Below are 24,022 nucleotides of genomic sequence, written 5' to 3' on the forward strand. Positions count from 1 at the left end.
CAAAACGAGGCGAGCATGGGCTATCTACTTTTTGTCACGCTGATCCAGGCGTTTTCCTTCAGTCTGATCGGTGAATACCTGGCCGGTCATGTCGACAGTTACTTCGCTGTGCTGGTGCGCGTGTTGCTGGCCGGTCTGGTGTTCATTCCGCTGACCCGCTGGCGCTCGGTGGAACCTGCGTTCATGCGCGGCATGTTGCTGATCGGGGCGTTGCAGTTCGGCGTGACCTACGTCTGCCTGTACCTGAGCTTCCGCGTGTTGACGGTACCGGAAGTCCTCCTGTTCACCATCCTTACGCCGCTGCACGTGACCTTGATCGAAGACGCGCTGAACCGCCGCTTCAATCCCTGGGCACTGATCGCAGCATTGGTGGCGGTAGCGGGGGCCGCGGTGATTCGTTTTGACCGGATCAACCCGGACTTCTTCGTGGGTTTCCTGCTGCTGCAACTGGCCAACTTCACGTACGCCGCCGGGCAGGTGCTCTACAAACACCTGGTGGCTCGTCATCCGAGCGATCTGCCGCATTACCGACGCTTCGGGTATTTCTACCTGGGCGCATTGGCGGTGGCGCTGCCGGCGTTCCTGTTGTTCGGCAAATCGAACTTCCTGCCCGAAGCACCGCTGCAATGGGGCGTGCTGCTGTTCCTCGGCCTGGTCTCGACCGCGCTCGGTTTGTACTGGTGGAACAAAGGCGCGTGCATGGTCAACGGCGGGACGCTGGCGGTGATGAACAACCTGCATGTGCCGGTGGGGTTGCTGATCAACCTGCTGATCTGGAATCAGCATGAGGAACTGGGACGTTTGATGCTCGGCGGCAGCGTGATTCTGATGGCGGTGTGGATCAGCCGGTTGGGTATACGCAAGCCTTTGGCCGTCCACTAAACCTTGTAGGAGCGAGCCTGCTCGCGATGACTGAATGTCAGCCGACATCTACGTCGACTGACATGACCTCATCGCGAGCAGGCTCGCTCCTACAAGGGATTATGTAATTTCAAAAAAATCACTTTGGCGCCAGTTGGCCCAGCAGAAACTCGATAAACGCCCGGGTCTTCTGCGGCACCCGCCGCGCCGACGAATACACCGCATTGATGGTGATCGCCGGAGCCTGCCATTCGCACAGCACCGGCACCAGTCGTCCGGTAGCCAGCGCATCCTCGACGATGAAATCGGGCAGCAGGGCGATGCCCATGCCGGCTTCGGCGGCCTGGGCGAGCAGGTCGCCGTTGTTGGCGTGCAGTGGGCCGGTGACATTCACCCGCTGGGTTTCCTTGCCATTGCACAGTTGCAGGCTGACGCCGCTCTGCAGATACCCGTAGTTCAGGCATTGATGGGCGCGCAGGTCTTGCGGAGTCTGCGGAGTACCCGCGCGCTCGAGATAAGCCGGGGACGCCACCATGATGCGCGGTGCGGGCGCCAGTTTCCGGGCGATCATCGTCGAATCGGGCATGCTGGCGATGCGGATGGTCACATTAAACCCACCCCTCACGGGATCGACCTGTTGGTCGCTGAGCACCAGTTGCAGCTCGATGTTCGGGTGCTGTTCATGAAACAGCGGAATCAACGGCCCCAATCGCCGAAGACCAAACGACATCGGCGCATTGACCCGCAGCACACCGCGTAACTCGCCGATGCCGTCACGGGCGCGTTGCTCGGCCTCGTCCAGTGCCGCCAACACCTCCCGTGCTGCATCGAAATACTCGGCTCCGGCCTCGGTCAGGTGCAGGCTGCGGGTGGTGCGTTGCAGCAATTGCACACCGATGGCTTCTTCCAGTGCCTGAATCTGTTTACTGACTTTCGAGCGCGGCACGTCCATGGCCCGGGCGGCTGCGGCGAAACCGTTCTCGCCCACCGTGACGACGAAGGCGCGCATGCATTCGATGCGATCCATATTGTCCCTTTTTTAGAATCAATGATTCTCGATTTTAGGTAATTGTCCCCTTTATCGCTAGCCCCTAAAGTGACATCCAAGCCGACAACAACGCCGCTGACGGCAACGTCGACTAACCCTTTACCCATTCGAAGTATCGACATCAAAAGGAACGCGCCATGTCTATTCGTGAACTGCTCAACCCAACCAATTCCGCCCTGATCCTGATCGACCACCAGCCGCAAATGGCATTCGGCGTTCAGTCCATCGATCGTCAGACCCTGAAGAACAACACCGTTGGCTTGGCCAAGGCGGCGAAGATCTTCAACGTGCCGACCATCTACACCTCGGTCGAAACCGAAAGCTTCAGCGGTTACATCTGGCCGGAATTGCTGGCAGTGCACCCGGATCAAAAGCCGATCGAGCGCACCTCGATGAACTCCTGGGAAGACAAGGCATTGGTAGACGCGGTGAAAGCCACCGGTCGCAAGAAGCTGATCATTGCCGCGCTGTGGACCGAGGTCTGCCTGACGTTCCCGGCACTGGAAGCGCTGGCTGAAGGGTACGAGGTGTACATCGTCACCGACGCTTCCGGCGGCACTACCAAGGAAGCCCACGACATGTCGGTGCAACGGATGATTCAGGCCGGCGCGGTGCCGGTGACCTGGCAGCAAGTGTTGCTCGAATACCAGCGTGACTGGGCGCACAAGGATACTTACGAAGCGGTGATGGAACTGGTGCTGGAGCACAGCGGCGCGTACGGCATGGGCGTGGATTACGCTTACACCATGGTGCACAAGGCACCGCAGCGGCAGGTCAAGTAACCCGCAAATTCTGAAACGACGTAATCCTTGTGGGAGCAAGCTCTTGTGGCGAGGGAGCTTGCTCCCGCTCGGCTGCGCAGCAGTCGTAGTACCAGCCGACTGTGGTTGCCTGAAGGAACCGGACTGCAATCATTGGGACAGCTTCGCTGTCCAGCGGGAGCAAGCTCCCTCGCCACACAAACCCCACAGGTTTTTGGGTGTTACACCCTGCGTTTTTCAGCTTCGGGAATGTGGCTCGCACCCAGCACTGCCGGCAACAGCCCGGCACGTAGATCCGTCCCGCTCGGCTGCTGATACAGGCTCAAACCAAACTCCGGCAGGACCGCCAGCAGAAAATCGAAAATGTCTCCCTGAATCCGCTCGTAATCGGCCCACGCGGTGGTGCGGGTGAAGCAGTAGATTTCCAGCGGAATGCCCTGAGCGGTGGTCTGCATCTGCCGGACCATGCACGTCATGTTCGGCTGGATCTCCGGGTGGCTCTTCAGGTAAGCCAGTGCGTAGGCACGGAAAGTCCCGATATTGGTCATGCGCCGGCGATTGGCCGACATCGCCGCGACATTGCCCTGGGCTTCGTTCCAGGCCTTGAGTTCGGCTTGTTTGCGACTGATGTAATCGGTCAGCAGATGAACCTGCGACAGTCTCGACTCCTCATCGTCGCGGACGAACCGCACCCCGCTGGCATCGATGAACAGGCTGCGCTTGATCCGCCGTCCACCGGACTGCTGCATGCCGCGCCAGTTCTTGAATGACTCGGACATCAGGCGCCAGGTTGGAATCGAAACAATGGTCTTGTCGAACCCTGCACCTTGACCGTGTGCAGCGTGATGTCCACCACATCGCCATCGGCGCCGACTTGCGGCATCTCGATCCAGTCGCCGACCCGCAGCATGTCGTTGCTGGTCAATTGCACGCTGGCGACGAACGACAGCAAGGTGTCCTTGTAGACCAACAGAATCACCGCCGACATCGCACCCAGACCCGAGAGCAGCAACAGCGGCGAACGGTCGATCAGCGTGGCGACGATGATGATCGCGCCAAACACGTACAACACCATCTTCGCCAGTTGCACGTAGCCTTTGATCGAGCGGGTGCGTGCGTGTTCGGTGCGGGCGTAGATGTCCAGGAGGGCATTGAGCAGGGCGGTGACGGACAGCAGCAGGAACAGGATGGTGAACGCCAGCGCGACATTGCCGAGGAACACCATCGCGGTTTTACTCAGCTCCGGCACCAGGTGCAGGCCAAACTGGATCACCAGTGACGGTGTCATTTGCGCCAGACGTTGAAACACCTTGTTCTGGCGCAAATCGTTGACCCAGTGCAGCGCGGGCTGGCGACCGAGCATTCTGCTGGCGTGCAGGATCAAGTAGCGCGCCACTCGTCCGAGGGCCAGTGCAATGAACAACAAAACCAACAGTGCCAGGCTGGCATGCACGAGCGGGTGCTGATCAAGGGCACCCCAAAGGTCTTGGGCATTGAGCCAGAGCTGTTTGATATCCATGGGCAAAACCGATTCTTCTGTAAGACGCGAGGGGCGATTAGAGCATTTAAGACGCTTTGTATTACGTTCGGGGACAAATCAGGCAACAAAAAAGCCACTGTTTACGGTCGATTGCATAAAGAAACTCGGCCTACGCGCTCGAAACCGGTACCCTATGCAGCTGTTTTTTTGCATTTCTTCGAGGTAGCACCCGTGTTTTCCGAATTCGCCTTGCACGAACGCCTGCTCAAAGCCGTGGCCGAGCTTAAATTTGTCGAGCCAACGCCTGTGCAAGCAGCGGCCATTCCGCTGGCGCTCCAAGGGCGTGACCTGCGGGTGACAGCGCAAACCGGCAGCGGCAAAACCGCTGCATTCGTTCTGCCGATCCTCAACCGCCTGATCGGCCCGGCCAAGATCCGCGTCAGCATCAAGACCCTGATCTTGCTGCCGACCCGCGAGTTGGCCCAGCAGACCTTGAAAGAAGTTGAACGCTTCTCGCAGTTCACCTTCATCAAGTCCGGCCTGATCACCGGCGGCGAAGACTTCAAGGTCCAGGCCGCCATGCTGCGCAAGGTGCCGGACATCCTGATCGGTACACCGGGCCGGATGATCGAGCAACTGAACGCGGGCAACCTCGACTTGAAAGAAGTCGAAGTGCTGGTGCTCGACGAAGCTGACCGCATGCTCGACATGGGTTTTGCCGATGACGTGCAGCGTCTGGTCGACGAGTGCACCAACCGTCAGCAGACCATGCTGTTCTCCGCCACCACCGGTGGTTCCGGCCTGCGCGAGATGATCGCCAAGGTCCTGAACAACCCGGAGCACTTGCAGCTGAACGCGGTCAGCCAGCTGAACGAAACCACCCGTCAGCAAATCATCACCGCTGACCACAACCAGCACAAAGAGCAAATCGTTAACTGGCTGCTGGCCAACGAGACCTATCAGAAGGCCATCGTGTTCACCAACACCCGGGCCATGGCCGACCGCATCTACGGTCGTCTGGTGGCGCAGGAATACAAAGCGTTCGTGCTGCACGGCGAGAAAGACCAGAAGGATCGCAAACTGGCGATCGACCGTCTGAAACAGGGCGGTGTGAAAATTCTGGTTGCCACCGACGTCGCCGCTCGCGGTTTGGACGTGGACGGCCTGGACCTGGTGATCAACTTCGACATGCCACGCAGCGGCGACGAATACGTGCACCGCATCGGTCGTACCGGCCGCGCCGGCAACGATGGCCTGGCGATCTCGCTGATCTGCCACGGCGACTGGAACCTGATGTCGAGCATCGAGCGCTACCTCAAGCAGAGCTTCGAGCGCCGTACCATCAAGGAAGTCAAAGGCACCTACGGCGGACCGAAAAAGGTCAAGGCCTCGGGCAAAGCCGTCGGCGTGAAGAAGAAAAAGACCGACGCCAAGGGCGACAAGAAAAAAGTCGCCGCCAAGACTCCGACCAAGCGCAAGAGCGCCAATCGCCCGAAAAGCGATTCGCTGGTGAGCAAGGACGGCATGGCCCCGCTCAAACGCCGCAAGCCGGAAGCGCCAGCTGCCGAGTAAAGCAGCGTCGCTTTCAAGAAAAACCCGGACATTGTCCGGGTTTTTTTCCATCAAAAGATCGCAACCTTCGGACGCCCACACGTAACAACCTGCAGGCGCTGCCGAAGGCTGCGATCTTTTGATCTTGCTTCTAGCTCTCGGCTTTTTTCTCCGCTGTCCCCAACTCCTTCAAACGCTGATCAATCAACTGGCACTTATCCGGCAAATCCTTGGCCGCGGTCCCCAGATCCATTTTCTGTAGCTCGTCATTGATTTCCTTGGCCTTGGCCGGATTCTGTTCGGTGAGTCGGGTGACTTCCTTGGCTAACTGCTCACGCTTGAGGGTGGCCTCTTCCGGCGTGCAAGCCCAGACAGGCAGCGCGCAGGCGAGGGTGGCGGCGAGGGTGAGTTTGAGCAGGGTTTTCATAAGTCGAGCCTCTGTTCCGGTTAAGGCGAGTTAACCGGTTGAGGGCACTCGGATGGAAAAAGTTCACTCACCAACCACCACAAACCCCTGTAGGTGCCGGCTTGCTGGCGATGTTCGCGACTCGTTCCAGAAGACTCACCCCCCATGGCAGCAGCTAGCCGGTGCCTTATCCTCATAGCGATCATGATGCCGCACCCAGTCCATGATTTCGTCTTCGTTGCGGCCCTTAGGCATCAGGTCGAGGTAGTTATAAGTCCCTACCAACAGATCCAGCCCGCGGGCATAAGTCGAGTAAGTGTGGAAAATCTCCCCAGCCTCGTTGCGATAAAACACGCTCAGACCGGGGAGTTCTTCTTCCGAACCATCCGTTTTTTCGTAGTTGTAGGTGGCCTTGCCGGCGGCGACGTCTTCGGCTCGGGCCGATACACCGAAGTCATAGTTGAAATCGCAGCCTTCTGACGACACCCAGTCGAATTTCCAGCCCATACGGCGCTTGAACGCCTGGAATTCGGCAAACGGCGCGTGGGAAACCGCCACCACGGCCACGTCATGGTGGGCCAGGTGCTGATTGGCGCCATCAATGTGATCGGATAGGAATGAGCACCCTGGACAGCCTTCGTCCCAACCGTCGGCGAACATGAAGTGATAAATGACCAACTGACTGCGGCCGCCAAACAGGTCTGCCAGTTTCAGTTCTCCATTGGGGCCCTGAAAGTGATAGTCCTTGTCGATCTTCACCCAAGGCAAGGCGCGGCGTTCGGCGCTGAGTTTGTCCCGCTCCTTGGTGAAGGCTTTTTCGTGGGCAAGGTGTTGCTTGCGGGCGGCGAGCCATTCTTCTCGCGACACGACGGAATGATTCTGAATGTTCATTGAGATTTCTCCTGCGGGATGCTGGGAGGTGGCTTACACAGCCTAGTCGTTTGACGTGCCAGCAATTCGACAGACCGCCGGTCGGTCGCAGTAAAAATCTCTGCTGAACGGCTATCGACCGCGTCGGTCACAACCTATGAAGGCCCTCTCACTCATGGGTACCGGAGGTTGAATCAGGATGACGACTTATAACTGGGATTTGATTGAACGCTTGCTGCACGAAGTGCAGAACGGTGAGCCCAGCTTCACGCCAAGGCCCTACGCCGAGCAGTACGCTGCTGAGAAAGCATCGGAAGGTGAGCAGTCGGAAAACCTCGACCACTTGAAAGCGGTGGCCGGCGAGTATGAAAAGTTATTGCTGGAGCGCGGATATATCGAACCTCGACCCGAGGAGCAGGGTGGCACCGGTTCGAATTATATTTTGACGCCGCGTGGTTCAAGTTTGTTGAGCCTGATCGACAGTAGCATTCCGGGCAATGACCACCCGCGGCAGGTGCTGGATGAACAGGAAGACGCACTGGATGAACTGACGTTCGATGAAGTGGCTTCGAAGGCGCAGATCGCCTGAATCAAAAGATCGCAGCCTTCGGCAGCTCCTACTGGATGCTGCCGAAGGCTGCGATCTTTTGATCTTTTAACCCTGCTTCGCCGCTTTCAGACACTTCAAATCACTGAAATCCTTCCTGACGCCCTCAATCTTCTTCAGCAACCGTTCACGCTGAACCGGCGTACTTTCCGCCATCAAGTCCACAAACAATGCCCGCGCCTGAGCTTCCGTCTTGGCGAAAGCCTGGCGGTATTCCGGTGTCCATAAACTCTCGCGATTGACCAGAAGCGTCTCGATTCGTTGGGGGAATTGTGGCGACTGGCGCTGTGCCACGGCGGCACTGAACTGTTTCTGCCAGTGCACGCGGTTAGCGATCCACTGCGTATTCTGGTCGCCCAAGGCAGTCGACCATGCCATCACTCGTTGTTGCTGTGAGGCGCTGAGTGGCCCAAGCCATTCATTCAGGCGTTTCTCCATGCGCTCGGCGCGTTGCTTGATCTGCTGGTCCAGCGACGGTTTCAGGTATTGTTCCTGTCGCTTGCGCTGGTCCTTGACGAACGCCTCGTTCATTTCGGCGACCTGTTTGTCATCCAGGCCTTGCAGCAATTCGACGGCTGACGGCGTGATTTCCCGGGCGGTCTCGGCAATCGCTTTTTCGGCTTCCGCCGTACGAGCCTGCAGCGCAGCGTCGGTCACTTGGTTGGTCGCGACCATTGTCTGCAAGCGATCCAGCCAGTCGAGATACCCCGGCATTTGTGTCGTGCAATGCCACGTCAGGTGTTCCTTCAGCCGTTCGTCGAGCCAACTTTTTTGCTCACCGTTCATGTCCAGGTAATCGCTGAGCGTCCAGGGAATGATCACGTCGAGGTTGCGGTAAGCCAGCCCCATGCGGCTGCACGCACTGAGGGCAAGAGAAACGGCGAGTACAAAGGCGATGTGTTTTAACCAGCGAGACATGGGCGAGTCCTTGCGAAAGCCTGGCTTCGGGAGCTGATGACTATCTGATCGCAGGATGAACCCGGCAGTTCAGCCGATCAATAGAACGCGCGTTCGGCCTTGAGGGTGACGAGCCCGTCACACTGGCTGTTGTGACCGGAATAGGCCGAGCAATAGCTGCCGCTGAGGCTGGAATCGCTGTAGATCAGATCGAGATCGACGCCCATGAACGGTCGGGACAATTTCACCGACCAATCGGTAAAACTGCCTACATAGCCGCCGTCCACCGCGACCGGCGTGTTCAGTTGGTGCGTGGTGTATTTCATGCTGATCCCGATGCCGAACGGCTGATTGCCACCCAGGTCGGCGAACAGCGTGCTGTTCTGTGTGTCCGGATCGTGGCTCAAGGCTGCGCCGAAACGGCTGCCCAGCAAGGTTAGACCACCGAACAACTCCTGGCTGTCGAGGGTGTCGACTTCGGGATAGCTGTAATGAATCATGCCCACTTCGTAGCCAAGGGTTTGGTCGAAGGGTTGTTTAAAACCCACGTAGGAATCGATCTCGAGATTCTTCCCCGGCGTAATGCCCATGCTCGGCGACCATTGGCCAAAGTAGAAGCCGCTGTCGTGAGTCAGGTCCAGGCCACCATGAAACGAGCCAATCGCCGAAGGCTTGACGAGGCCTTGGGCCATGCTGCGACTGGGGCTGGTGCCGAGCTTAAGATCGAAATCACCCAGTTCGCGCTGGAAGATTTGAGCCTGCGCCAGCGAACACGCCAGGAGGCTGCTGAATACGAGTAATAAAACGGAAGGCTTGAGCATGCGTCACTCCTTGACAGCGAGGGCAGGCTGAATGACCTGGAATGCTTGATCTAGACGCGTGCAAGGATACCGGCGAATGATCGGCAGCGAGGGCCGTTCGTCGATTTGTACAAGATTGATTGATTGGCGAGGAGGGTGTTCGGAGGTTCCAGTCCAAGCGCTTCGATGCTCAAAGCGCTTGTGGACCAGATGACGCGGAGGGTCTTACTTTTTGCCGAGCGTAATCTGCTTGGACGGGCCGAACGTCTGGCCGCTGACGCCTTTGGCAATTTGCTGGATTTCACCGCCGGATTTAAGGAACGCAGCGATCTGGCTGTTGATCGATTCGCTGGTTTCGACGGCTGGAGCTGGCTTTGCTTTGCTGTTGGATGCTTTTACGCGCATGGCGGCCATTAACCTGTAGAAAATTAACTTGGCCAGGCATCGTACAGGATTAACCAGATATTTGCTTGGCAAATATCCCATGAAGGGCAGCAAGAGGCGGCGCAATTAATAGCAGGTTATTATTTGAAATAAGCCCCTAACCCGCTGTTTTAGATAAGAACATCGGTGTGGAAAGTAACGCTTTACGCTCGCCTGGCTGCGATGCGGCGTGCCAGGTCGACCTGACGAGCGGCCAGGCATGAAGGGCAAAACCCAGGAAAATTAAGGTCTTCAAAGGAATTTCTGCAGCCGCCGAGCCGAGCGCCGAACGCGGCCGGTAAAACCGGGTAGAATGCCGCCCACGCAATGAGGGTATTGGACATGGCTTTAGTCGGGCGTTACAACAGTTTGCAAGTGGTTAAACATACTAACTTCGGTTTATATCTGGACGGTGGCGCGGATGGGGAAATACTTCTGCCTAATCGTTATATTCCAAAAGATATTCCAAGCGAAGATGAAGACTGGCTCAATGTTTTTGTTTATCTGGATAGCGATGACAAACTCATTGCCACGACAGAAAAACCGAAAGTTCAGGTGGGTGAATTCGCCAGTTTGAAAGTTGTTGAAGTCAACAGTATCGGCGTGTTCCTGGACTGGGGATTGCCGAAGGACTTGTTGCTGCCCTATTCCGAAGAAAAACGTCAGATGACGGCCGGCGAATACGCCGTGGTGCATGTCTATCTCGACAAGCACACCCGCCGCATCACCGCGACGGCGCGTCTGGATCGTTATCTGGACAAGACTCCGGCGAGTTACACGCCAGGCCAGGAAGTTGACTTGCTGGTTGCCGAAGCCACTGACATGGGTTTCAAGGCGATCATCAACAACAAGCACTGGGGCCTGATTCACAAGAACGAAATTTTCAAGTTCATGCGCGCCGGGAAAGAAGAGAAGGGCTTCATCAAGGAAGTTCGCGCCGACGGCAAGATCAGTTTGAGCCTGCAACCGGTGGGCGTAGAAGCAGCCAGCAGCCTGAATTCGAAGATCCTCGCCAAGTTGCGCGAGAACAATGGCAGCCTGCCGGTCAGTGACAAGAGCGATCCGACGTTGATCAGCAGCATGTTCGGTGTCAGCAAAGGCAACTTCAAAAAGGCCATTGGTGCGCTGTACAAGAACGGTCAGATCGTCATTCATGCCGATCGCATTGAGTTGAGCTGACCGACCTTGTAGGAGCTGCCGCAGGCCGCAATCTTTTAAAAGCAAAGATCGCAGCCTTCGGCAGCTCCTTAAGAATGACGCGCCTGGAGACGTAAATGTCTCGGACAGACGGCAATTTCTGTCCATCTGGTTAATAATCGACAGCATAATTTTCGCCCCGGCGCGGTTTGTTCAACAAACTGGCCGGGGCTTTGCTTTTTACTGTCGAGTCACTGCCATGTTGCATGTTGTCGAGGTTTTACGGTGAACGCCACCCGGCGCAGCGCCGACGGATTTGCCCTGCAAGTCATGCTGGGCTTATGCCTCATCTGGGGCGTCCAGCAGGTGATGATCAAATGGGCGGCGCCTGATATTGCGCCGGTCATGCAGGCCGCTGCACGGTCAGGCATGTCCGCGTTGCTTGTAGGATTGTTAATCTGCTGGAAGGGCGGTTGGGAACAGGTCGGTCATACCTGGCGCGGCGGTTTATTGGCCGGCGCCTTGTTTGGACTGGAATTCTTCTTCATTTCCGAAGGCCTGCAACTGACCACCGCGGCGCATATGTCGGTGTTTCTCTATACCGCGCCGATTTTCACCGCCCTGGGTGTGCATTGGTTGTTGCCGAGCGAGCGTTTGCGGCCGCTGCAATGGCTGGGGATTTTCCTCGCCTTTGTCGGTATCGCCATCGCGTTTGCCGGTGGAATGTCCTGGGACAACCTAGACCACCGCATGTTGATCGGCGATGCACTGGGCGTGCTGGCCGGCGCGTGCTGGGGCGCGACCACGGTGGTGGTGCGTGCCTCGCGACTGTCGGAAGCGCCGGTGACCCTGACCTTGTTCTATCAATTGATCGTCGGCTTCGTCGGCCTGCTGCTGATCGCGTTGCTGAGCGGTCAGATCACCCACGTCAGCCTGACGACTGTGGCGGTGGCCAGTGTGCTGTTTCAAGGCGTGGTGGTGTCGTTCTTCAGTTATCTGGTGTGGTTCTGGTTGTTGCGCCGTTATCTGGCGGCGAATCTGGCAGTTTTTTCATTCATGACGCCGTTGTTTGGCGTGACATTCGGCGTGGTCTTGCTGGGTGAAGAGCTAAGCCTCAATTTTGTCATTGGTGCGGTGCTGGTGCTGTTGGGCATAACGTTTGTCAGCGCGGAGCAGTGGGTGCGGCGGCGGTTGCGCAGGGCCCTTGGTCAACAGTGACAGGACCCGGCCAAACGGGCTATCCGTCGGAGCAGACGCTGGCTTGAGCGATTGCATGATTTGATGCCGGTCAATTGTGATCGATTCAGTAACAGATCATTGCCACTTTGGACGAGCATTGCGCATGACTTCAGACTATTATCAGTGCGAAGGGGCTACAGAATTCCGGCCGCTCGGCACTACCCTGAAGGGGGCACCATGAAAGAGAAAATTCAAAACTGGCTGCACGACCTGGGTGTCGCACTCGGTTTGATCGAACCGCCTCTGCAACCCGTGCCAATTCGCACTGACGACGAACAACGCCGACGCCAGCAGCGTCGCCGATAACGGCTGATGTAGGGAGTTGGCAAGCGGACTTGCTATGGCTAGGGAGCTTGCTGTGGCGAGGGAGCTTGCTCCCGCTGGGCCGCGAAGCGGCCCCAAACAGCCACGATTGAGTGTGTGTCAGACGTAATTCGATTGCAGTTTTTGCGACTGCTTCGCAGTCGAGCGGGAGCAAGCTCCCTCGCCACAAAGTGGGTGATTGCGATCAATTTCAGTGCCGACTAATTTCCAGCAAAAACCGGCTCAAGTCACTCGCCGTCCTGGCTGTCTTGAGCATTCGGTCTTCCTCGGCGGTGAATGCCGTCAAGCCGAACTCATCTTCCAGATGGAAGATCAGATCCTCGATATCCGCTTTATCCAATCCCAACTGCGCCAGGCTGGCGTTGTCGTCGAAGTCATCCTGACCCTCCAGCAGGCGGCTGATGAAGCGATGCACGGCGGCACGAGCGGCAGCTTTTTTCATGATCGTTCTTCGAGAGGGCATTATTGTTGTTGGCCCTGGGATGAGTACAGCAGGCTTCAGCCGTGAGAGCGCTGCCACTCGTCAATCATGTTGCGCAAATGCTCCCCGGAAAAACTGCCGAAATGCCCGCCATGCACCGTGCGGATCGGCAAGTTGCGCAAGCGTTGCAGGCTGTGTGCGTAGTCGTCGAGGTTGGAGTGGTAGGCGTCTTCGATCAACGGCCCGTCATAGATGATGTCACCGCTGAAAAGCGTCTCGGTCGCCGCCTCGAACAGGCTGATGCCGCCCGGCGAATGGCCCGGTGTATGCAGCACTTGCAGCACCCGATCGCCCAGATCCAGCACGTCGCCTTCTTCGATAAAACCGGTGGCAGGGGCGGCTTTGACCCGGTATTCGGCGTAGCACAACGGACAGTCGGGGTGCGCTTCGAACATATCGTCACCGACAAACGCCCGACTCAAATCGTTCTCGCCGTCCGGGGCGGCAAGTATCTGCGCTTCGGCCGGATGCACCAGGCGCTCGGCAAACTCATGATGCCCGGCAATATGGTCGAAATGGCAGTGGCTGGCCACCGCCACCAATGGCCGCTCGGTGATCCAGGGGAGTTGCTCGCGCAGACTGACCAGCCCCGAGCCGCTGTCCAGCAGCAGATCCTTGTCGCGCCCCTGAATGTGCCAAAGGTTGCAGCGATAAAAAGGACGGATGTACGGCTCGTGAATCAGGCGGATGCCGTCGCTGAGGTGCTTCACCTCGAACCACTGATCGCGGCTGACGATTTTCATAAGCAGTTTTCTCCAGACGAAAAAAAACGGGTGTGGCAACCGACGCCACACCCGTCGAAGAAAGCATCAAGTCGTTATGTTCAGCTTAGGCGGCGCTGGCCAGCGTTGCCGGGCGACGGGACATCAGGCTGACCAACACGAAGCTCACCAGGCCTACGCCGAGGCTGTAGTAGATCGGGGTGTTGGCGTCCAGACCGTCCTTGAACATGAACAGCAGGGCGGTGGCGAAGCCCAGGCCCATGCTGGCGATGGCGCCGGCGGTGGTGGCGCGTTTCCAGAAGATCGCGCCGATCAGTGGGATCAACATGCCGCCGACCAGCAGGTTATAAGCCAGGGTCAGGGCGCTGATGACGTCGTTCACCACCAGGGCGATACCCAGTACCACGATTCCGGTCAGCATGGTGACCAGGCGGTTCAGCCCCAGGCTCGACTGTTTACCGCCACGCAGTTTCGGCAGCAGGTCTTCGGTCAGGGTGGTGGCAGCGGCGAGCAGGCCGGCGCTGGCGGTGGACATCATGGCGGCCAGAGCGGCAGCGATCACCAGGCCACGGATACCGTCCGGCAGGGACAGCTTCACGATGGCGGCGAAAGCGTTGTTGACGTTGTCCAGGTCCGGGATCAGCACGTGAGCGGCCATGCCGATCAGGGCGCAGGCCAGGCCGTAGAGGATGCAGTAGATGCCCGCGGCGGTGCCAGCGACCTGAGCCACTTTGGCAGTCTTGACGGTGAACACCCGTTGCCAGATGTCCTGGCCAATCAGGATGCCGAAGAAGTAGATCATGAAGTAGGTGATGATGGTGTCCCAACCGATGGTGGTGAAGCTGAAGCTCGCCGCCGGCAGTTTCAACACCAACTCATCCCAACCGCCGACGCGGTACAGGCAGATCGGCAACAGGATGAACATCAGGCCGACGGTCTTGATCACGAACTGGACGATGTCGGTCAGGGTCAGCGACCACATGCCGCCGATCGCCGAATAGACCACCACCACGCCACCGCCGAGCACTACCGAAATCCAGAACGGCAGGCCGAACAGCACTTGCAGCACGGTGCCGATCGCCAGGATCGAGGTGACGCCGATCATCAGTGCATACGCCAGCATGATCACCGCGCTCGCGGAGCGGGCCATCGGGTTGTAGCGTTTTTCCAGCACCTGGGTAACGGTGTAGATCTTCAGTTTGAGCAGCGGTTTGGCGAGGAACAGGTTCAACGCCACGATCCCGCAACCGAGGGCCGCGCACAGCCAGAAACCGGAGATGCCATGCACGTAACCCAGACGCACGGTGCCAACGGTGGATGCGCCGCCGAGGACGGTGGCGGCCATGGTGCCCATGTACAGGCTCGGACCGAGGTTACGACCGGCGACCAAAAAGTCTTCGTTGGTCTTGGCCTTGCGCATGCCGTAGTAGCCGAGTATCAGCATCGCGGCGGCGTAGATGAGTACGACGAATAAATCCAAAGCCATGATGGCGTGTCTCCGATTGTCTTTTTTATGTGAGGCTGAATTGCATTGCTGTGAGGAGGCTTTTGTGGCGAGGGAGCTTGTCGGATCGCCGCACCGTCCCGCTAGGCTGCGAAGCAGACCCAGATCCTGCAACCGGATTTCTTCAGGAGAAACTCAATTGCCTGTTGTGCGACTGCTGCGCAGTCGAGCGGGAGCAAGCTCCCTCGCCACAGTGATTACCTCAGCACTTTGTTTATCAGGCGACTGGTAGCATCGCCGGTTTAACGAGCGGGTCCGTGCTCTTGCTGCGTGAATCTTTCGGGCCGAACACCGCGTTCGCTTCCGGGAACATCTTGAGCAACACCAGATACACCACCGAGGCCAGGCCCAGGGTCACCGGCAGACTGACGTCGATACCGCCGGCCATTTCGCCCAGTGGTCCGACAAACTGCCCTGGCAGGTTCACGAAGCACAGGCCGACAGCCGCGCTCGGGATCCAGGCGCCCATGCCACGCCAGTTCCAGCCGTGGGTGAACCAGTAGCGGCCACCTTTCTCGCCACGGGTGAACACTTGCAGGTCATCCGGGCAGTAGAAGCCGCGACGCACCAGCAGGCCGATGATCATGATCACCATCCATGGCGTGGTGCAGGTGATGATCAGCACGGCGAAGGTCGACACGCTCTGCACCAGGTTCGCCGCGAAGCGACCGATGAAGATGAAGGCAATCGACATCACACCGATCAGCAGCGTGGCCTTGACCCGCGACAGCACCCGAGGAAACACGCTGGACATGTCCAGCCCGGTGCCATACAGCGAGGTGGTGCCGGTGGACATGCCGCCGATCACCGCAATCAGGCATACCGGCAGGAAGAACCAGGTGGGCGAAACCGCCAGCAAGCCGCCGACATAGTTGTTGGCCGCGATGTAATCCGGAGCCTTGATCGCCACGATGGTCGCGGTGGCGAGGCCGAACAGGAACGGAATCAGCGTCGCCAGTTGCGCGGCGATCACCGAGACCATGATCCGGCCCTTCGGCGTTTCACGCGGGATGTAGCGCGACCAGTCACCAAGGAACGCGCCGAAGGAAATCGGGTTGCTCATGGCTACCAATGCTGCGCCGATGAACGCCGCCCAGAAGCCGGCCTGACCCATGACCACGGTGCCGGCGTACTGGCTGTCGAACGCCGGGGCGAAAGCGAAGATGCCCAGCAGGAACAACAGGCTGGCCGCCCACACCGCGATGCGGTTGACCCACAACATGATACGGAAGCCGTAGATGCACACCGTCAGAACCAACAACGCGAACAGACCGTAGGCCAGGCCGAGGGTCAGGTCGGTTTCCGGCAGGTCGATCAGGCGTTTGGCGCCGCCCACCAGTGCGTCGCCCGAACTCCAGACGGAGAGCGAGAAGAACGCAATAGCGGTCAACAGCGACAGGAAAGAACCGACGATCCGCCCGTGCACGCCGAAGTGTGCGCCGGAAGACACGGCATTGTTGGTGCCGTTGATCGGGCCGAACAGGCCCATCGGCGCGAGGATCAGCGCACCGAGCACCACGCCCAGCACGATCGCCCAGACGCCTGCCTGAAAGGACAGGCCGAACAGTACCGGGAAGCTGCCGAGCACAGCGGTGGCAAAGGTATTGGCGCCGCCGAAGATCAAGCGAAACAGGTCGCTGGGCCGGGCGGTGCGCTCATTGTCCGGGATCTGTTCGACCCCGTTTGTTTCGATGCTGCTAAGGCTTTTTTCGTTGTTGTTGTTATTCATGATCTGCTCCGATCATAAAGGCGCGCTCATCGTGTGTGAGCGTCACCTGTTTGGCTAAGGGGGTGGCAGCCCTTCCGGCATTGCGGATAAATGTTCGTGGCAGGCCAGCCATAGGCCTTGTTGTTCTTGGCCAGACGCTTGTTTCTTGAAAACAATCGTCTCGCGCTCCTGGCTGAAGTGTTGCTCCCCTTGCATGCGCAGCTCGGTGGCCACGTCATGAATGAAAATCGCCACGTCACCCTGCAGGCTGACGAAAGCGTTGCTCGACGTGCACGCAAGCACCTCGAAGCCATCCTCGTCGCGCCAGTTGTCCCACAACGCCTGATAGGCATCGCGCGACAGCAGCGGCTGTTCGAGGGTGTGGAAGACGAAGCTGGCATCGGCGCTGAACGCGCCGAAGTAGGCTTCGCGATCGTTACGGGCGAAGGCGGATACCAGGTCGGCAGCCGCTTTCAAAACCTGATCACGTTCGTTCATGACCAATCCTCAGCGATGGACCACGCCAGGCAGTACGCAGAGCATTTCGTACAGCAGGTTGGCGGCCAGCAGCGAGGTGTTGCCGGTGGTGTCGTAAGCGGGCGAGACTTCTACCAGATCGCAACCGATCAGGTCGAGGCCTTGGCAGCCACGAACGATCTCGATTGCCTGAATGGTCGTCAGACCACCGATTTCCGGGGTGCCGGTGCCTGGAGCCCAAGCCGGGTCGATGCCGTCGATGTCGAAGCTCAGGTACACCGGACCACCGCCGACTTTCTCGCGAACTTCGGCCATCAGCGGCGTCAGGGATTTGTGCCAGCACTCTTCGGCCTGGACCACACGGAAACCCTGGTTGCGGCTCCAGTTGAAGTCGTCAGCGGTGTAGCCCTGGGCGCGCAGACCGATTTGCACAACGCGGTCCGGGTCAATCAGGCCTTCTTCGACGGCGCGACGGAAAGTGGTGCCGTGGGCGATTTTCTCGCCGAACATGTGATCGTTCACATCGGCGTGGGCGTCGATGTGCACCAGGCCGACCTTGCCGTGCTTTTTATGGATGGCACGCAGGATCGGCAGGGTGATGGTGTGGTCGCCACCCAGGGTCAGCGGGATCACATCGTGTTCGAGGATGTTGTCGTAGGATTCTTCGATGATCCGCACGGCATCCAGCAGGTTGAAGGTGTTGATCGCCACGTCGCCGATGTCGGCAACCGACAGCGAGTCGAACGGTGCTGCGCCGGTGGCCATGTTGTAAGGGCGGATCATCACCGATTCGGCGCGGATGTCACGCGGTCCGAAGCGGGTGCCGGGGCGCAGCGAAGTACCGATGTCCAAAGGCACGCCGACGAAAGCAGCGTCGAGGCCGGCAGCGGTAGGTACGTGGGGGAGTCGGAGCATGGTGGCGATGCCGCCGAAGCGCGGCATTTCGTTGCCGCCCAGTGGTTGGTGAAGAATCTTGTCCACGGGTAGGGCCTCATCGTCGTTGTTTTATTTATTTTGGTTACGCCGTTCACGGAAGAGACGGGCACCACTGAGGGCCGATTCTGCGAAATGTAGTGACCGGGAAGAATCGCTACGGGCAAATACTTAGTTCAGATTTTTCTAAACTAATGTCGGATGGGCAGATAAACTTCTGTCTCTGCACAGAACCCCTGGCGAGGGAGCTTGCTCCCACTGGGCTGCGAAGCGGCCCCAAAACCATTCAATCCGGTTGCATCAGGCAGACCACATGAGACGGGTTGACGACTGCTGCGAAGCCGAGCGGGAGCAAGCTCCCTCGCCACAGAGCAGCATGTATTAGCTTGTATTCGGAGCCCCCATGGCCAACGCTTTACCCGACCTGAAACTATTGCGCATCTTCGTCAGCGTGGTGCGCCATCAGGGATTCGCCAATGCCCAGCAAGAGCTCAATCTCTCGACGTCGGCCATCAGCACTTATATGAGCCAGCTCGAAGCGGCGCTAGGCCTGGTGCTGTGTCATCGTGGTCGCGGCGGTTTCAGCCTGACCAGCAAAGGCGAGTTGTTCCATCAGGAAACCCTGCGTTTGTTGGGTGAGCTGGAAGGTTTCGAACAATACGCCGCCGCACTCAAGGGCGAGTTGCGCGGCACGTTGAATCTTGGGGTGATCGATTCCACCGTCAGCGACAAGGCTTTGCCGTTCGCCGAAGCCATCGGTGCCTACAGCCAGGAACACCCGGCGGTGCATTTGCATTTGTCGGTCATGAGCCCGTACGAGCTGCAACTGGGCGTGCAGGACAACCGTCTCGACCTGGCCATCGGCGCGTTTTCCACGCGCATGAGTGGTCTCGTGTACATGCCGCTCTACCGCGAACAACACTGGTTGTATTGCAGCACGCGGCATCCATTGTTCAACGAACGGCGCATTCCCGAGCAGGTCATTACCCAGCAACGCATGGTGGGGCGCGGCTACTGGAGCCAGGCCGAACTGGCGCGGCACGGCTTCAAGCACAGCGCCGCTACCGTGGAGAGTATGGAGGCACAGCTGATTCTGGTGCTGTCCGGCGCCTACATCGGTTACCTGCCGGAGCATTACGCCCAGGCCTGGGCCGACAAGGGCGACTTGCGTGTGCTGCTACCGGCGACTTTCGGCTATCAGGCGCCATTCTCGATGATCGTGCGCCGTGGCCGCAGCCGCGAACCGTTGATCCAGACCTTCCGCGATCTGCTCAAAGCACAACTGAATCAGGCGTAAAACGATGTCCAGAATTCAATGTCCACGTTGCCTGCGCCCGCAAAGCCATTGCTTGTGTGCGCTGATCCCGAGTCTCGACAGTCGCACGCGGGTGTTGCTGTTGCAGCATCCGAGTGAAGTGAGTCATGCACTGAACACTGCGCGACTGGCCGCATTGGGGCTAAACAACGCTGAGCTGATTGTCGGTGAGGTGTTCGAGGATTTGCCGGCGCTGTTGGATCGGCCAGGGTTTCGCGCGCGGTTGTTGTTTCCCAGTGACGACGCGCAACCGATGCAAGCCTATGCCGATAGCGATGAACCGCTCTTGCTGGTGGTACCGGACGGCACCTGGCGCAAGGCACGCAAGATGCTGCACCTCAATCCGTTGCTGGCGGCATTGCCGAGGGTGACGCTGGCCGAAGGCGGCGTGTCCCGTTATCGATTGCGCAAGGCACCAGGGCCCGGGGCGTTGTCGACGGTGGAGGCGATTGTGCAGGCGTTGGAAGCGCTTGAAGCGCCGGCAACGTTTGCACGGTTGCTGAAACCGTTTGAAGCGTTGATCGAGGGGCAGATTGCGGCGATGGGGGAGGAAACTTACCTGAAAAACCACGGTGGATGATCACTTGTGGCGAGGGAGCTTGCTCCCGCTGGAGTGCGAAGCGCTCCCAAAACCGGTCAACTCAATGTCCCTGACCCACCGGGGTGTATGTTTAGGGGCTGCTTCGCAGCCCAGCGGGAGCAAGCTCCCTCGCCACAAAGGAAAGAGACAGGCCTACCTTTCGCGCATCGCCTCAGTCCGAGCTTTCAGCACCGGCTTGAGCAAGTAATCCAACACACTCTTCTCACCGGTAATGATATCCACCGTCGCCACCATCCCCGGAATGATCAGCAGCGGTTTCACATCCCCACCCAAATGGTTTTTATCGGTTCGCACCTGAATCAGATAGAAACTGTTGCCCTTGTCATCGGTGATCGTGTCGGCGCCGATCAGCTCCAGTTTCGCACTCAGGCCGCCGTAGATCGTGTAGTCGTAAGCACTGAACTTGACCATGGCTTTCTGGCCCGGATGCAGGAACGCCACGTCTTGTGGCCGGACCTTGGCTTCGATCAGCAGATTGTCTTCCAGCGGCACGATTTCCACCATGTCGCTGCCCGGCTGGACCACGCCGCCAATGGTGTTGACCTTCAGTACCTTGATAATCCCGTGAACGGGCGAGACCACAGTGGTGCGGGTCACGCGGTCGTCGATGGCGATGCTCGAAGCAGTGATTTTCGACAGGTCGGTGCGTTTCTCGTTCAGCTCCTTAGCCGCCTCCGAGCGGAAGGTTTGCTCCGATTCGTCGATCTTGCTCCGGATCTCGGCAATCGCCGATTCCGCCCGGGGAATCGCCAAAGTGGTGGCGTTCAGCGAGCCACGAATTTCCACCGCGCTGCGCTTGAGCCGAAGGATCTCAACCGGCGACACGGCACCGGTCTTGACCAGCGGCTCGGACATGCCCATCTCCTGGTTGACCAGCGCCAGGCTCGAACTGTATTGCCCCTGTTTCGAGCGGAATTCCGCCAGTTCCTGGGTTTTTTGCCGAAGTTGTTCGCTCAGCGTGCGTTGCTCGCTGGCCAGTCGACGTTGCCGTTGTTCGTACAGCGAACGCTCGTCTTCGGCCACTTGCGGTGCCTTGGCAATGACCTCGTCCGACAGCTTGAACGGCCGGCCCTCGGCCTCGGCGGACAAGCGCTCGACCTGCGCGGTCAGCGCGTATCGATCAGCCTCGCTTTCACCCTTGTTCGACAGGTAGCGTGTGTCATCCAGACGCAACAAGGTGTCGCCCTTGTTCACCATTTGCCCTTCGCGTACGAAGATCTCGGTGACAATGCCACCTTCAAGATTCTGGATGACCTGAACCTTGCTCGACGGAATCGCCTTGCCTTCGCCCATGGTGACTTCCTGCAGCACGGCGAACTTGGCCCAGACCAATGCGCTGATCAGCAGCGCTGCCGCCAGCCACACGGTAACGCGCGACAGGCGTGGCGAGTCCTGCAATGAAGCGCCGGCGGTTTCCGGCATGAATTCGACTTCGGCGCTTTTACCGAAGCTGTTGAAGTAGCCACGGGACGCGGAGTCCGGCGTTGGAGCAGACATGGGCGATACCCGTTAGTTAAGAGAAATAATGCCGAAAACAAATCTGTGGCGAGGGAGCTCGCTCCCGCTCGGCGGCGAAGCCGTCGCAAAATCTACCGATGCAGTTCTGCCGGCACATCGAGGTGGTTGGTTTCGGGGCTGCTGCGCAACCCAGCGGGAGCAAGCTCCCTCGCCACAGGTTGTGTACTGGCATCGAGTGGGCTACTCCTAGACAGCCGCAGAGCCGACACGGCCCTTGCGCAATGCATCGATGACTGCTTCTTTCGGCCCGTCGGCGACGATCCTCCCGTTGTCCAGCACCACCAACCGATCCACCAGGCTCAGCATCGACGTACGGTGGGTGACCAGCAGCACGGTTTTGCCCTGGACCCAGCCGTGGAGTTTTTGCCGCAGGACGTCTTCACTGCTGTTGTCCATGGCGCTGGTGGGTTCGTCGAGCAGCATGATCGGCGGGTCGAGCAACAAGGCGCGGGCCAGCAATACAGCCTGGCGTTGGCCGCCGGACAGCAATTGCCCGCGCTCGCCCACGGGCCGGTCGAAGCCTTGCGGGTGTTGTCGGGCCAGTTCGGTGACGCCGGTGAGTTCCGCCACTTCGAGCATGCGTGCGTCGCTGATGTAGCGCGCGCCAAGGGTCAGGTTGTCGCGCAGGCTTCCGGCCAGCAGCGGCAGGTCATGGGCGACGTAGCCGATTTGATGGCGCAGGTCGGCGACGTCCAGTTGCCGCAGGTCCAGGCCGTCGAGCAACAACTGGCCTTCCTCCGGTTCGTAGAAACCCATCACCAGCCGTCCCAGGGTGCTTTTGCCGGAACCGCTGCGACCGATGATGCCGATCCGCTCGCCGGGTTTCACAGTGAAACTGACATTGGCCAGTGCCGGGGTGCTTTGGCCTTTGTAATGGAAGGTCACGCCGACAACGTCCAGCGCGCCTTGCAACTGCGTGCGTTCCAGCGGCCGTTGTTTGGCATCGCGCTCTTGCGGCAGCGACATCAACGCATCGGTGCTTTTCATGGTCAGTTGTGCTTGCTGGTAGCGGGTGATCAATCCAGCAATCTGTCCCAGTGGCGCAAGCACGCGGCTGCCGAGCATGTAGGTCGCCACCAGGGCGCCAACGCTGAGGTTGCCGGCGATGATGCTGTACACCCCGGCGACGATGGTCGCCATGCCGGAAAACTGCTGGATGAACAGCGTGCCGTTAGTGGCCATTGCCGAGAGGTTGCGGGCATGGCTGTCGAGGCGGGTGAGGGCGCCGTGAGTGCTTTCCCATTTGTGCTGACGCTCGCTTTCGGCGCTGCAAGCCTTGAGGGTTTCCAGGCCTCCGAGGGTTTCGATCAGCAGCGCCTGGCGTTCGGCGCCGAGGCTGAGGCTCTTCTGTACGGTGTCGCGCAGGCGCGCCTGAATCACCATGGCGAAGATGATCGTGATCGGGAACGCCAGCACCGGAATCACCACCAGCCAGCCGCCAAGCAGACCAATGACCACCAGCATCAGCAGCGCGAAGGGCAGGTCGATCAGGCTGGTGAGGGTCACGGCGGTGAGGAATTCCCGCAGGCCCTGGAAGTCGTGAATGCTCTGGGCAAATCCGCCGATGGTGGCCGGGCGTGCTTTCATTGCCATGCCGGTGATGCGTTCGAACAGGGTCGCCGACAGGATCACGTCGGTTTTCTTCCCAGCCGTGTCCAGCAAGTGCGCGCGCACCACTCGCAACACCAGTTCGAAACCGGTGCCGATCAGCAGTCCGATGGACAACACCCACAGGGTCGACGTGGCCTGGTTCGGCACCACGCGGTCGTAGGTCTGCATCACGAACAGCGGCACCATCAAACCCAGCAGGTTGATCAGGAAACTCGCCAGAATCGCATCGCTGTACAGCCACTTCGACAGCTTCAGGGTGTCGCGAAACCACGCCTGGACGCGCGGCACCAGCGGCGAGCGCAGGTCTTCGAGTTCATGCCGCGGTCGGGCGAACAGCGCCTGGCCCGTGTAGTGCTCGGCCAGCTCTTCCGGGCTGATCCATTGTTCGCCGCCATCGGCTTCGCTCGGCAGGATCAGCACCCGGCCGTCGTCACCGTAGCGGCGCAGAACAGCGGTGCGACCGTTGTCGAGCAACAACAACACGGGCAGGTTGAGCGTAGAAATATCTTTGAGATCGCGGCGCAGCAAACGCGCCTGCAAACCGGCCCGGGCCGCTGCGCGGGGCAGCAGGTCCAGGCTCAGGCGTTGGTTTGCCATCGGTAGCCCGGCACTCAGGCTGGCGCGACTGACGGACGCGCCGTGGAGTTTGCAGAGAATCAACAGACCATCCAGTAACGGGTCATCGAAGCTCAGGCGTGGATCGACACCGCTGTTGGCGGTTTCCATGCTTGTCACATTGAACGCTCCA

Annotated in this window: 23 protein-coding genes and 1 pseudogene; 9 read left to right on the top strand and 15 right to left on the bottom strand. The window is 59.1% G+C overall.

Annotated elements, in window-relative coordinates; genetic code table 11:
* Positions 1–15: 15 nt before the first annotated feature.
* Positions 16–882: a carboxylate/amino acid/amine transporter gene (locus NL64_RS00360; protein ID WP_034146187.1), complete on the top strand. Its 867-nt coding sequence runs from the start codon at positions 16–18 to the stop codon at positions 880–882.
* A 118-nt stretch (positions 883–1,000) separates the two neighbouring features.
* On the opposite strand, the gene NL64_RS00365 is transcribed toward NL64_RS00360, so the two are convergent.
* A complete protein-coding gene (locus NL64_RS00365) occupies positions 1,001–1,888 on the bottom strand; it encodes a LysR family transcriptional regulator (protein ID WP_034146188.1) in 888 nt (295 codons plus the stop codon).
* A gap of 158 nt (positions 1,889–2,046) precedes the next feature.
* Between NL64_RS00365 and NL64_RS00370 the strand changes: the two genes are divergently transcribed.
* Positions 2,047–2,691 (top strand): hydrolase, encoded by a 645-nt coding sequence (locus NL64_RS00370; protein ID WP_034146189.1) that lies wholly within the window; start codon positions 2,047–2,049, stop codon positions 2,689–2,691.
* Positions 2,692–2,891: 200 nt separating this feature from the next.
* On the opposite strand, the pseudogene NL64_RS00375 reads toward NL64_RS00370, so the two are convergent.
* A pseudogene (locus NL64_RS00375) lies at positions 2,892–4,189 on the bottom strand (mechanosensitive ion channel family protein).
* A 192-nt stretch (positions 4,190–4,381) separates the two neighbouring features.
* Here NL64_RS00375 and NL64_RS00380 point away from each other — a divergent pair.
* Positions 4,382–5,722: a DEAD/DEAH box helicase gene (locus NL64_RS00380; protein WP_034146190.1), complete on the top strand. Its 1,341-nt coding sequence runs from the start codon at positions 4,382–4,384 to the stop codon at positions 5,720–5,722.
* Between the two features lie 130 nt (positions 5,723–5,852).
* Here the strand turns inward: NL64_RS00380 and NL64_RS00385 are convergent, their stop codons facing one another.
* Both NL64_RS00385 and NL64_RS00390 read right to left on the bottom strand, forming a co-directional pair.
* Complete coding sequence (locus NL64_RS00385; protein WP_034146191.1) at positions 5,853–6,128, bottom strand: hypothetical protein; 276 nt, start codon at positions 6,126–6,128, stop codon at positions 5,853–5,855.
* 135 nt (positions 6,129–6,263) lie between these two features.
* Positions 6,264–6,998 carry a DUF899 domain-containing protein gene (locus NL64_RS00390; RefSeq protein WP_034146192.1) on the bottom strand — a complete coding sequence of 245 codons (735 nt, stop codon included), beginning with the start codon at positions 6,996–6,998 and terminating at the stop codon, positions 6,264–6,266.
* 178 nt (positions 6,999–7,176) lie between these two features.
* Here NL64_RS00390 and NL64_RS00395 point away from each other — a divergent pair, with 178 nt between their 5' ends.
* Entirely contained in the window at positions 7,177–7,566 is a 390-nt protein-coding gene (locus NL64_RS00395) for a hypothetical protein (protein ID WP_034146193.1), read from the top strand.
* A gap of 66 nt (positions 7,567–7,632) precedes the next feature.
* Here the strand turns inward: NL64_RS00395 and NL64_RS00400 are convergent, their stop codons facing one another.
* The 3 genes from NL64_RS00400 to NL64_RS00410 all read right to left on the bottom strand — a co-directional run bounded on the left by NL64_RS00400 (position 7,633) and on the right by NL64_RS00410 (position 9,695).
* Positions 7,633–8,502: a DUF6279 family lipoprotein gene (locus tag NL64_RS00400; RefSeq protein WP_034146194.1), complete on the bottom strand. Its 870-nt coding sequence runs from the start codon at positions 8,500–8,502 to the stop codon at positions 7,633–7,635.
* Between the two features lie 77 nt (positions 8,503–8,579).
* Complete coding sequence (locus NL64_RS00405; protein WP_034146195.1) at positions 8,580–9,302, bottom strand: TorF family putative porin; 723 nt, start codon at positions 9,300–9,302, stop codon at positions 8,580–8,582.
* Positions 9,303–9,506: 204 nt separating this feature from the next.
* Positions 9,507–9,695, bottom strand: a complete 189-nt coding sequence (locus NL64_RS00410; RefSeq protein WP_172668627.1) for a hypothetical protein — start codon at positions 9,693–9,695, stop codon at positions 9,507–9,509.
* Positions 9,696–10,046: 351 nt separating this feature from the next.
* Here NL64_RS00410 and NL64_RS00415 point away from each other — a divergent pair, with 351 nt between their 5' ends.
* The 3 genes from NL64_RS00415 (at position 10,047) to NL64_RS30860 (ending at position 12,386) form a co-directional block, all read left to right on the top strand.
* The gene (locus NL64_RS00415; RefSeq protein ID WP_034146196.1) at positions 10,047–10,883 is read left to right on the top strand and encodes a CvfB family protein; all 837 of its coding nucleotides are present in this window, start codon (positions 10,047–10,049) and stop codon (positions 10,881–10,883) included.
* 243 nt (positions 10,884–11,126) lie between these two features.
* Positions 11,127–12,059, top strand: coding sequence for a DMT family transporter (locus NL64_RS00420; RefSeq protein ID WP_034146197.1), 933 nt, complete (start codon positions 11,127–11,129; stop codon positions 12,057–12,059).
* 198 nt (positions 12,060–12,257) lie between these two features.
* A complete protein-coding gene (locus NL64_RS30860) occupies positions 12,258–12,386 on the top strand; it encodes a PA1414 family protein (RefSeq protein WP_007914492.1) in 129 nt (42 codons plus the stop codon).
* 208 nt (positions 12,387–12,594) lie between these two features.
* Here NL64_RS30860 and NL64_RS00425 read toward each other — a convergent pair whose 3' ends face one another.
* The 6 genes from NL64_RS00425 to speB all read right to left on the bottom strand — a co-directional run bounded on the left by NL64_RS00425 (position 12,595) and on the right by speB (position 18,277).
* Positions 12,595–12,846 carry a phosphopantetheine-containing protein gene (locus tag NL64_RS00425; RefSeq protein WP_034146198.1) on the bottom strand — a complete coding sequence of 84 codons (252 nt, stop codon included), beginning with the start codon at positions 12,844–12,846 and terminating at the stop codon, positions 12,595–12,597.
* Between the two features lie 56 nt (positions 12,847–12,902).
* Entirely contained in the window at positions 12,903–13,628 is a 726-nt protein-coding gene (locus NL64_RS00430; protein ID WP_034146199.1) for an MBL fold metallo-hydrolase, read from the bottom strand.
* 85 nt (positions 13,629–13,713) lie between these two features.
* Positions 13,714–15,093, bottom strand: a complete 1,380-nt coding sequence (locus NL64_RS00435; RefSeq protein WP_034146200.1) for a sodium:solute symporter — start codon at positions 15,091–15,093, stop codon at positions 13,714–13,716.
* A 235-nt stretch (positions 15,094–15,328) separates the two neighbouring features.
* Entirely contained in the window at positions 15,329–16,840 is a 1,512-nt protein-coding gene (locus NL64_RS00440; protein WP_034146201.1) for a purine-cytosine permease family protein, read from the bottom strand.
* A 54-nt stretch (positions 16,841–16,894) separates the two neighbouring features.
* Entirely contained in the window at positions 16,895–17,317 is a 423-nt protein-coding gene (locus NL64_RS00445) for a YybH family protein (protein ID WP_034146202.1), read from the bottom strand.
* 9 nt (positions 17,318–17,326) lie between these two features.
* On the bottom strand, positions 17,327–18,277 hold the full coding sequence (gene speB / locus NL64_RS00450; protein WP_034146203.1) for an agmatinase: 951 nt from the start codon (positions 18,275–18,277) through the stop codon (positions 17,327–17,329).
* Positions 18,278–18,632: 355 nt separating this feature from the next.
* Between speB and NL64_RS00455 the strand changes: the two genes are divergently transcribed.
* Together NL64_RS00455 and NL64_RS00460 are read left to right on the top strand one after the other, a co-directional pair.
* Positions 18,633–19,526, top strand: coding sequence for a LysR family transcriptional regulator (locus tag NL64_RS00455; RefSeq protein ID WP_007972518.1), 894 nt, complete (start codon positions 18,633–18,635; stop codon positions 19,524–19,526).
* 4 nt (positions 19,527–19,530) lie between these two features.
* Entirely contained in the window at positions 19,531–20,124 is a 594-nt protein-coding gene (locus NL64_RS00460) for a tRNA-uridine aminocarboxypropyltransferase (protein ID WP_034146204.1), read from the top strand.
* Positions 20,125–20,277: 153 nt separating this feature from the next.
* Here the strand turns inward: NL64_RS00460 and NL64_RS00465 are convergent, their stop codons facing one another.
* Together NL64_RS00465 and NL64_RS00470 are read right to left on the bottom strand one after the other, a co-directional pair.
* Positions 20,278–21,642 (bottom strand): HlyD family type I secretion periplasmic adaptor subunit, encoded by a 1,365-nt coding sequence (locus NL64_RS00465; RefSeq protein ID WP_034146205.1) that lies wholly within the window; start codon positions 21,640–21,642, stop codon positions 20,278–20,280.
* A 207-nt stretch (positions 21,643–21,849) separates the two neighbouring features.
* Positions 21,850–24,009: a type I secretion system permease/ATPase gene (locus NL64_RS00470; RefSeq protein WP_034146206.1), complete on the bottom strand. Its 2,160-nt coding sequence runs from the start codon at positions 24,007–24,009 to the stop codon at positions 21,850–21,852.
* Positions 24,010–24,022: the final 13 nt, after the last annotated feature.

It is taken from the genome of Pseudomonas fluorescens, assembly GCF_000802965.1.
GTDB classification, from domain to species: domain Bacteria; phylum Pseudomonadota; class Gammaproteobacteria; order Pseudomonadales; family Pseudomonadaceae; genus Aquipseudomonas; species Aquipseudomonas fluorescens_A.

Coding starts and splice junctions, on each gene's coding strand:
- NL64_RS00360 (WP_034146187.1), top strand. CDS start 16: ATGGGCTATCTACTTTTTGTCACGCTGATCCAGGCGTTTTCCTTCAGT.
- NL64_RS00365 (WP_034146188.1), bottom strand. CDS start 1,888: ATGGATCGCATCGAATGCATGCGCGCCTTCGTCGTCACGGTGGGCGAG.
- NL64_RS00370 (WP_034146189.1), top strand. CDS start 2,047: ATGTCTATTCGTGAACTGCTCAACCCAACCAATTCCGCCCTGATCCTG.
- NL64_RS00385 (WP_034146191.1), bottom strand. CDS start 6,128: ATGAAAACCCTGCTCAAACTCACCCTCGCCGCCACCCTCGCCTGCGCG.
- NL64_RS00390 (WP_034146192.1), bottom strand. CDS start 6,998: ATGAACATTCAGAATCATTCCGTCGTGTCGCGAGAAGAATGGCTCGCC.
- NL64_RS00395 (WP_034146193.1), top strand. CDS start 7,177: ATGACGACTTATAACTGGGATTTGATTGAACGCTTGCTGCACGAAGTG.
- NL64_RS00400 (WP_034146194.1), bottom strand. CDS start 8,502: ATGTCTCGCTGGTTAAAACACATCGCCTTTGTACTCGCCGTTTCTCTT.
- NL64_RS00405 (WP_034146195.1), bottom strand. CDS start 9,302: ATGCTCAAGCCTTCCGTTTTATTACTCGTATTCAGCAGCCTCCTGGCG.
- NL64_RS00410 (WP_172668627.1), bottom strand. CDS start 9,695: ATGGCCGCCATGCGCGTAAAAGCATCCAACAGCAAAGCAAAGCCAGCT.
- NL64_RS00415 (WP_034146196.1), top strand. CDS start 10,047: ATGGCTTTAGTCGGGCGTTACAACAGTTTGCAAGTGGTTAAACATACT.
- NL64_RS30860 (WP_007914492.1), top strand. CDS start 12,258: ATGAAAGAGAAAATTCAAAACTGGCTGCACGACCTGGGTGTCGCACTC.
- NL64_RS00425 (WP_034146198.1), bottom strand. CDS start 12,846: ATGAAAAAAGCTGCCGCTCGTGCCGCCGTGCATCGCTTCATCAGCCGC.
- NL64_RS00430 (WP_034146199.1), bottom strand. CDS start 13,628: ATGAAAATCGTCAGCCGCGATCAGTGGTTCGAGGTGAAGCACCTCAGC.
- NL64_RS00435 (WP_034146200.1), bottom strand. CDS start 15,093: ATGGCTTTGGATTTATTCGTCGTACTCATCTACGCCGCCGCGATGCTG.
- NL64_RS00440 (WP_034146201.1), bottom strand. CDS start 16,840: ATGAATAACAACAACAACGAAAAAAGCCTTAGCAGCATCGAAACAAAC.
- NL64_RS00445 (WP_034146202.1), bottom strand. CDS start 17,317: ATGAACGAACGTGATCAGGTTTTGAAAGCGGCTGCCGACCTGGTATCC.
- NL64_RS00455 (WP_007972518.1), top strand. CDS start 18,633: ATGGCCAACGCTTTACCCGACCTGAAACTATTGCGCATCTTCGTCAGC.
- NL64_RS00460 (WP_034146204.1), top strand. CDS start 19,531: ATGTCCAGAATTCAATGTCCACGTTGCCTGCGCCCGCAAAGCCATTGC.
- NL64_RS00465 (WP_034146205.1), bottom strand. CDS start 21,642: ATGTCTGCTCCAACGCCGGACTCCGCGTCCCGTGGCTACTTCAACAGC.